The following is a 7,272-nucleotide window of genomic DNA, read 5'->3' as shown; positions in this document are numbered from 1 at the left end:
GGGTCATGTGGCGGAGCCACCTGGCCCTCCGCACCGTGCGGCGAGCGTGCGTGCCGGGCGTCGCGACGCTGCGGAGATCCACCAGGAGGCCCCTAGGGCTGCCGGGTGAGGAGTCGGCCCTTCGGTTCGGTGAACTCGCCGTCCGCGACGATGCGCTGCCCGCGCAGCCAGGTGGACTTCACGACGCCGTACAGGGTCTTCCCGGAGTACGCCGTGACGTGGTTGCGGTGCTGGAGGGCCGCCGGGTCGACGGTGAAGGTCTCGTCGGGTGCGAGGACGGCGAAGTCGGCGTCGCGGCCCGTCGCGATGGCGCCCTTGCGGGTGTCGAGCCCGACCAGTTCGGAGGTCCGCGCTGACATCCAGCGGACCACGTCCTCCAGGCCGTGACCGCGTTCGCGGGCCTCCGTCCACATCGCCGCCAGGCTGAGCTGGAGTCCGGAGATGCCGCCCCATGCCGTCGCGAAGTCGTCCGTCTTCAGGTCGGCGGTGGACGGGGAGTGGTCGGTGACGACGCAGTCGATGGTGCCGTCGGCCAGCGCCTGCCAGAGCAGGTCCTGGTTGGCGGACTCGCGGATGGGCGGGCAGCACTTGAACTCGCTGGCGCCGTCGGGGACTTCCTCCGCGGTGAGGGTCAGGTAGTGGGGGCAGGTCTCCACGGTGATGCGGACGCCCTCCGCCTTCGCCTCGGCGATCATCGGCAGGGCGTCGCTGGAGGACAGGTGCAGGATGTGCACGCGCGCGTGGAGGGCCTTCGCCTCGCGGATGAGCTGGGCGATGGCGGTGTCCTCGGCGTCCCGGGGGCGGGAGGCGAGGAAGTCGGCGTATCGGGGGCCGGACTGCTGCGGGGCGGAGGCGAGGAGGTGGGGGTCCTCGGCGTGCACGATGAGCAGGCCGTCGAGGGCGGCGATCTCGGCCATGGAGCGGGCCAGCGGGTCGCGGTCGAGGTGCGGGAACTCGTCCACGCCGGACGGCGACAGGAACGCCTTGAAGCCGAAGACGCCGGCCTCGTGCAGCGGGCGCAGGTCCTTGACGTTGTCGGGCAGGGCACCGCCCCAGAAGCCGACGTCGATGTGCGCCTTGTCGGCGGCGACCCGCTGTTTCGTACGCAGGTGCGCGACGGTCGTGGTCGGCGGGAGGGAATTGAGGGGCATGTCGACGAGCGTCGTGATGCCGCCGGCCGCCGCGGCGCGGGTGGCGGTCCAGAAGCCCTCCCACTCGGTGCGGCCGGGGTCGTTCACGTGCACATGGGTGTCGACCAGGCCGGGCAGCAGGACATGGTCGCCCAGGTCCTCCAGGCGGGCGCCCTCCGGTACGGGCGCGTCGTACGGGAGGACGGCCGTGATCGTGCCGTCGGCGACCGCGACGGACGCGGCGCGCGTCCCCTCGGGAGTGATGACACGCGTCGAGCGAAGCACCAGTTCAGCGTCGGACACCCGAACCCCTTACTTCCACTTACTGCCGATTACTTCCGCGTAACGGAATTCAACTTTCTGTTGAAGGAGTCTTCACTCCCTCTCTCACACAGTCAAGGGCACACTGGACCTGGCGCCCTTCGCATGACTAACCCTGGACGTTTCCACAAAGCGGAATTAGACTTCCAGCACGCAGAACGTAGCTATGTACGAGCGGGGAGTCAACCGACTGCCGGGTAGGCTTCTGCTCTTCCGCCGCCAGTCCCGAAAGGAACGCGCCGTGCCGACGTCCAGCGCCAGCACCACCGACTCCGCCCGGTCCTCCGCCAACGGCGGCGTACAGTCCCTGGAGCGCGCCTTCGACCTGCTCGAACGGATGGCGGACGCGGGCGGCGAGGTCGGCCTGAGCGAGCTGTCCGCCAGCAGCGGGCTGCCCCTGCCGACCATCCACCGCCTGATGCGCACTCTGGTGGCCTGCGGGTACGTACGCCAGCAGCCGAACCGGCGGTACGCGCTCGGCCCGCGCCTGATCCGTCTCGGCGAGTCGGCCTCCCGGCTGCTGGGCACCTGGGCCCGGCCCTACCTCGCCCGGCTGGTCGAGGAGACCGGCGAGACGGCGAACATGGCGCTGCTGGACGGGGACGAGATCGTGTACGTCGCACAGGTGCCGTCGAAGCACTCGATGCGCATGTTCACGGAGGTCGGCCGGCGCGTGCTGCCGCACTCCACGGGCGTGGGCAAGGCCCTGCTCTCGAGCTTCCCGGCGGACGAGGTGCGCGCCCTGCTCCACCGCACGGGCATGCCCGCCGCGACGGAGAAGACGATCACGACGCCCGACGGGTTCATCGCCGCGCTGGAGGACGTACGCCGGCAGGGCTACGCGATCGACGACAACGAGCAGGAGATCGGGGTCCGCTGCCTGGCGGTCCCGGTGCCCGACTCCCCCACCGCCGCCGCCATCTCCATCTCCGGCCCGGCGGGCCGGGTCACGGAGGCGGCGACGGACAAGATCGTGCCGGTGCTCCAGCAGGTCGCCGCCGAACTGTCGGAGGCTCTGGCCAACCAGAGCCCCGCATCATGACGGCACACTGACCGGCACCGGCCCCGTGGCGCCCTAACCCTCCCCGCGCACCGGCCCTCCGAAGAGGTCCACGGCCCGGCGGACCTCCGACAGGCCGGGGGACAGCGCGCTCACCGAGCCGATCGCACCGGCGATCAGCAGCAGTGAGCGGCGCAGCCGGGGGATCTCGGGGATGCCGGCGACGGCCATCGCGTCCAGCGCGGCCAGCTCCTCCTCGGCGATGGTCCGGTCGGCGAAATCGCCGGGATGGGCGGCGAGCCGGCGGCGCAACCCGGACACGGCGGAGCGCAGCTCCGTCACGCGCGGGTCCTCGTCGCCGCTGGTCACAGGCCCCTGCCGCTTCTGCTCCACGCTCCGCAACACAGTCCTCCCCCTCGCACCTCGTCGTGCGCCTGCCATTCCGACGCGAAGTCCCCCACACCGGGCGGCGATCGGACGCCCGGACGGTCGGTGCGGGCGAGATTAAACGACAGGGCCCACCAGGCGCCAGTCCATTGCGTCATCGACTTGCTCCGCTGCGTAACTTCTCGGCCCGGGATCGTGCGGTATGCAGGATCCATGACGACACGAAAGACGCCGGGAGAGGCCCGAGAGGTTGCCGGGGTACTGCTCGCAGCCGGGGGCGGGCGACGACTCGGAGGGCGACCCAAGGCACTGCTCCTCCATCGGGGGCGACCGCTCGTGGAGCACGCGGTGCGGGTGCTGCGGGAGGGGGGCTGCACACGGGTCCACGTAGTGCTGGGCGCCCGGTCCGAAGAGGTGCGCGAACGAGCCGCCCTGCCGGACTGCGTCCTCGTCGACAACCCCGACTGGGAGCGGGGCATGGGCACGTCCCTGCGGGCCGGGCTCGACTCGCTCGCCGGTACGGGCGCCCGGGCCGCCCTGGTCTCGCTCGTCGACCAGCCCGGCATCGGCGCGGAGGCGGTGGCCCGGGTCCTCGGGGCGCACAAGGGCGAGGAGTCGCTGGTGTCGGCCGCGTACGACGGGGTGCGGGGCCATCCGGTCCTGCTCGGTGCCGCCCACTGGGCGGGCATCGCCGCGACTGCCACCGGGGACCGGGGGGCACGCGCCTATCTGAAGGAACACGAGCCGGCGATCGCGCTCGTCGAGTGCGGGGACGTGGCCCGGCCCTTCGACATCGACACCGAGGCCGATCTGGCCCACCTTGAGTGAGCGGGGTGGCACGGAGCGCCACCTTTCCTCGATCCGAAGAGTCTCGACATCAACACACGATTGAACTTCCACTATGAGGAAACTAGTATCCACAGTTCAGAAGCGCCCGGGGGCTCCGCGGGTGCCGAACGCTGTATCCGGGAAGACTGGCACCCGGTGCCGAACCGCCGCCTCGTCTTCGTAGCTCGCTGAAGGAAGTGACCGTTCATGTCCGCACCAGCGCCGTCACCGCTGGCCATCGTCGACGCCGAACCCCTGCCCCGGCAGGAGGAGGTCCTCACCGAAGCGGCGCTGGCCTTCGTGGCCGAGCTGCACCGGCGGTTCACGCCCCGGCGTGACGAACTCCTCGCCCGCCGCGCCGAGCGCCGCGCCGAGATCGCCCGCACCTCCACCCTCGACTTCCTCCCGGAGACCGCCGCGATCCGCGCCGACGACTCCTGGAAGGTCGCCCCGGCCCCGGACGCCCTGAACGACCGCCGGGTCGAGATCACCGGCCCCACCGACCGCAAGATGACCATCAACGCCCTCAACTCGGGCGCCAAGGTGTGGCTCGCGGACTTCGAGGACGCCTCCGCGCCCACCTGGGAGAACGTGGTCCTCGGCCAGCTCAACCTGAGCGACGCCTACACCCGGAACATCGACTTCACGGACGCGAAGTCCGGCAAGTCGTACGCCCTGAAGGCGAACGAGGAACTCGCCACGGTCGTCATGCGCCCGCGCGGCTGGCACCTGAACGAGCGTCACCTCGTCGACGCGGACGGCACCCCCGTGCCCGGCGCGCTGGTCGACTTCGGCCTGTACTTCTTCCACAACGCCAAGCGCCTGCTGGGCCTCGGCAAGGGCCCGTACTTCTACCTCCCCAAGACGGAGTCGCACCTGGAGGCGCGCCTCTGGAACGAGGTCTTCGTCTTCGCGCAGGAGTACGTCGGCATCCCGCAGGGCACCGTCCGCGCGACCGTGCTGATCGAGACGATCACGGCCGCGTACGAGATGGAGGAGATCCTCTACGAGCTGCGCGACCACGCCTCCGGGCTGAACGCGGGCCGCTGGGACTACCTGTTCTCGATCGTCAAGAACTTCCGGGACGGCGGCGCCAAGTTCGTCCTGCCGGACCGCAACGCGGTGACGATGACGGCCCCGTTCATGCGCGCCTACACCGAACTCCTCGTCCGCACCTGCCACAAGCGCGGCGCGCACGCGATCGGCGGCATGGCGGCCTTCATCCCGTCCCGCCGGGACGCGGAGGTCAACAAGGTCGCCTTCGAGAAGGTCCGCGCCGACAAGGACCGCGAGGCGAACGACGGTTTCGACGGCTCCTGGGTCGCCCACCCCGACCTGGTGCCGATCGCCATGGAGTCCTTCGACAAGGTCCTCGGCGAGAAGCCCAACCAGAAGGACCGGCTGCGCGAGGACGTCGACGTCAAGGCCGCCGACCTGATCGCCGTCGACTCGCTCGACGCCAAGCCCTCGTACGCGGGTCTGGTGAACGCCGTGCAGGTCGGCATCCGCTACATCGAGGCCTGGCTGCGCGGGCTCGGCGCGGTCGCGATCTTCAACCTGATGGAGGACGCGGCCACCGCCGAGATCTCCCGCTCGCAGATCTGGCAGTGGATCAACGCGGAGGTCGTCCTCGACAACGGCGAGCAGGTCACCGCCGAGCTGGCCCGCAAGGTCGCCGCCGAGGAGCTCGCCAACCTCCGCGCCGAGATCGGCGACGAGGCCTTCGCGGCCGGCAACTGGCAGCAGGCGCACGACCTGCTGCTGACGGTCTCCCTCGACGAGGACTACGCCGACTTCCTCACGCTGCCCGCGTACGAGCAGCTCAAGGGCTGAACAGTCACCGCTCCGAGTGGCCCAGGGTCTTTCCCGGGGCCACTCGGTCGCGTACGGCCTTCTTCACGGCGGTCGGTTCGGGGAAGCCCTGCTCGCGCCGGTCCCAGACGACCTCGTCGCCGACGCGGACGACGAACACCCCGCCCTTGCCCGGCTTCAGCGCCAGCTCCGTCAGCTCCGCCTCGAAGGTCGTGAGCAACTCCTGCGCCAGCCATGCCGCGCGGGGCAGCCAGCGGCACTGGGTGCAGTACTCGATCTCCACTCGGCCACTCATCCGAGGTGCACCGCCCCATCCTGTTGTGCCGCGGGTTTGCCGTGCAGGTCGGGGACCTGCTTGAGCCACGCGGGTCGTCCTTGCTGGTTCTTCGCCGCCCGGACGGCCTCCTCGGCGGCGAGCTCCTCCCGGGTGGGGAAGCCGGTGGGCAGCCAGGCCGCGGAGGACCGCACGCGCGCGTGGAGGTACGTCACATACGCCTCGCGTGCCTCGTCCGGGGTGGCGAAGCCGGGCTCGTCCGCGAGCCAGGCGTCGGGGACCTCCGCGAGGATGCGGCGCAGCGACTCCTCGGTCACCCGGGGAGCCAACTCGGCGTCGGCGGCCCGCACATCGGGCCCGTAGTGGCCGAGGGCGTGGTGCCGGAAGTCGTAGGCCTTGGCCGGGTCGGCGCCGTCCCAGCGGTGGTGGAAGACGAGGGCGGCGCCGTGGTCGATCAGCCACAGGCGCGGGGGCGCGACGCCCAGGGTGGGCCAGACCATCAGGTTGGAGCTGTGGACCGTACGGTCGACGTTCACGGTCAGGGCATCGAGCCAGACGATCCTCCCCGCCTCCAGGGGATCCACAGGGAAGACCCGGGCGATGTCCGGCGTGAAGTCCCGGGCACCCGGCAGATAGTCCATGCCGAGATTGACGCCCGCGCTGGCCGCGTGCAGCTCCCGCACCTCCTGGTGGGGCTCGCTGTCGGCGACCTCCGGGTCGAAGTGCACCAGGACCAGTTCCGGGAACCGCAGCCCGAGGGCACGGGCCAGTTCGCCCACGATCACCTCGGCGACCAGCGCCTTGCGGCCCTGCGCGGAGCCGGTGAACTTGACGACGTAGGTGCCCAGGTCGTCCGCCTCGACGACACCGGGGACGGAGCCGCCGGAGTGCAGGGGTGCGACGTAGCGGGTGGCGGTGACCTCTCTCAGCATGTGCGCCCCTCGCTTCCGGCCTCCTGGATGACTTGAGCATAGTAAGAAGTGATCGCCCCCGTGCGGGTGCGCAGGTCGGCGAGCATCGGGGCGTCCGTGCCGTCCAGGGCGGTCAGCGCGCCGCGCCACCGGGTCAGGGCCGCCCGCTCGTCCCCGAGCTCCCTCAGGACGTGGCCCAGCTCGTACTCGGCGAGGCCCCGCCCGTAGGAGTCGCCGCGTGCCGCTGCTTCCCGGAGCAGCGCCTCGCAGGCCTCCCGGGCGGGTCCGGGGCGGCCGAGCGCCCGCAGGGCCTGTGAGCGGCCCAGGCGGGTCTCCCGCTCGGCGTTCCAGTGGCCGGCGCCGGAGGCCGTGGCGCACAGCGCCTCGTCGAAACTCCGCAGGGCCTGGGCGGGCTCGCCGAGGACCAGGTGGGCGCGGCCCGCGTTGCACAGGGCGACCTGTTCGAGCACGGCACTGCCGCCCTGCCGGGCGAGGTCCCGGCTGCGCAGGTGGAACGAGAGGGCCGAGCGCGGGTCGCCGAGTTCGGCGACGTTCCCCTGGTGTCCGACGAGCGTCGCCTCCTCGCCCGGCGCGAGGGTATCGGGACGC

General features: G+C 71.3%; 7 protein-coding genes and 1 pseudogene. 3 read left to right on the top strand and 5 right to left on the bottom strand.

The genetic code is table 11. The features are described from left to right. Positions 1-92: 92 nt before the first annotated feature. Positions 93-1,433 carry an allantoinase AllB gene (gene allB, locus ACFTZL_RS37740; RefSeq protein WP_382592786.1) on the bottom strand — a complete coding sequence of 447 codons (1,341 nt, stop codon included), beginning with the start codon at positions 1,431-1,433 and terminating at the stop codon, positions 93-95. A gap of 259 nt (positions 1,434-1,692) precedes the next feature. Here allB and ACFTZL_RS37735 point away from each other — a divergent pair, with 259 nt between their 5' ends. Further along, positions 1,693-2,493 carry an IclR family transcriptional regulator gene (locus ACFTZL_RS37735; RefSeq protein WP_382592782.1) on the top strand — a complete coding sequence of 267 codons (801 nt, stop codon included), beginning with the start codon at positions 1,693-1,695 and terminating at the stop codon, positions 2,491-2,493. A 33-nt stretch (positions 2,494-2,526) separates the two neighbouring features. Here ACFTZL_RS37735 and ACFTZL_RS37730 read toward each other — a convergent pair whose 3' ends face one another. Beyond that, a complete protein-coding gene (locus tag ACFTZL_RS37730; RefSeq protein WP_382592789.1) occupies positions 2,527-2,820 on the bottom strand; it encodes a DUF5955 family protein in 294 nt (97 codons plus the stop codon). A gap of 231 nt (positions 2,821-3,051) precedes the next feature. On the opposite strand from ACFTZL_RS37730, the gene ACFTZL_RS37725 reads away from it, so the two are divergent. Next, positions 3,052-3,666, top strand: coding sequence for an NTP transferase domain-containing protein (locus ACFTZL_RS37725; RefSeq protein ID WP_382592779.1), 615 nt, complete (start codon positions 3,052-3,054; stop codon positions 3,664-3,666). 207 nt (positions 3,667-3,873) lie between these two features. After that, on the top strand, positions 3,874-5,499 hold the full coding sequence (gene aceB / locus ACFTZL_RS37720) for a malate synthase A (RefSeq protein ID WP_382592776.1): 1,626 nt from the start codon (positions 3,874-3,876) through the stop codon (positions 5,497-5,499). 4 nt (positions 5,500-5,503) lie between these two features. Here the strand turns inward: aceB and ACFTZL_RS37715 are convergent, their stop codons facing one another. The 3 genes and pseudogenes from ACFTZL_RS37715 to ACFTZL_RS37705 all read right to left on the bottom strand — a co-directional run. Further along, a complete protein-coding gene (locus ACFTZL_RS37715) occupies positions 5,504-5,773 on the bottom strand; it encodes a SelT/SelW/SelH family protein (protein ID WP_184588795.1) in 270 nt (89 codons plus the stop codon). Continuing rightward, positions 5,770-6,684 (bottom strand): HipA family kinase, encoded by a 915-nt coding sequence (locus tag ACFTZL_RS37710; protein WP_382592773.1) that lies wholly within the window; start codon positions 6,682-6,684, stop codon positions 5,770-5,772. Before ACFTZL_RS37710 ends, ACFTZL_RS37715 begins: the two co-directional genes overlap by 4 nt. Next, positions 6,678-7,272: pseudogene (locus tag ACFTZL_RS37705) on the bottom strand (hypothetical protein); the annotation flags it as partial. The gene ACFTZL_RS37710 and the pseudogene ACFTZL_RS37705, both read right to left, overlap by 7 nt.

The organism is Streptomyces sp. NPDC056948, from assembly GCF_042674225.1.
Taxonomy (GTDB): Bacteria; Actinomycetota; Actinomycetes; order Streptomycetales; family Streptomycetaceae; genus Streptomyces; species Streptomyces purpurascens.
Note: the sequence above shows the minus strand (reverse complement) of the source record. Positions and strands in the feature narration are given on the sequence as shown.

Coding starts and splice junctions, on each gene's coding strand:
- ACFTZL_RS37725 (WP_382592779.1), top strand. CDS start 3,052: ATGACGACACGAAAGACGCCGGGAGAGGCCCGAGAGGTTGCCGGGGTA.
- aceB (WP_382592776.1), top strand. CDS start 3,874: ATGTCCGCACCAGCGCCGTCACCGCTGGCCATCGTCGACGCCGAACCC.
- ACFTZL_RS37715 (WP_184588795.1), bottom strand. CDS start 5,773: ATGAGTGGCCGAGTGGAGATCGAGTACTGCACCCAGTGCCGCTGGCTG.
- ACFTZL_RS37710 (WP_382592773.1), bottom strand. CDS start 6,684: ATGCTGAGAGAGGTCACCGCCACCCGCTACGTCGCACCCCTGCACTCC.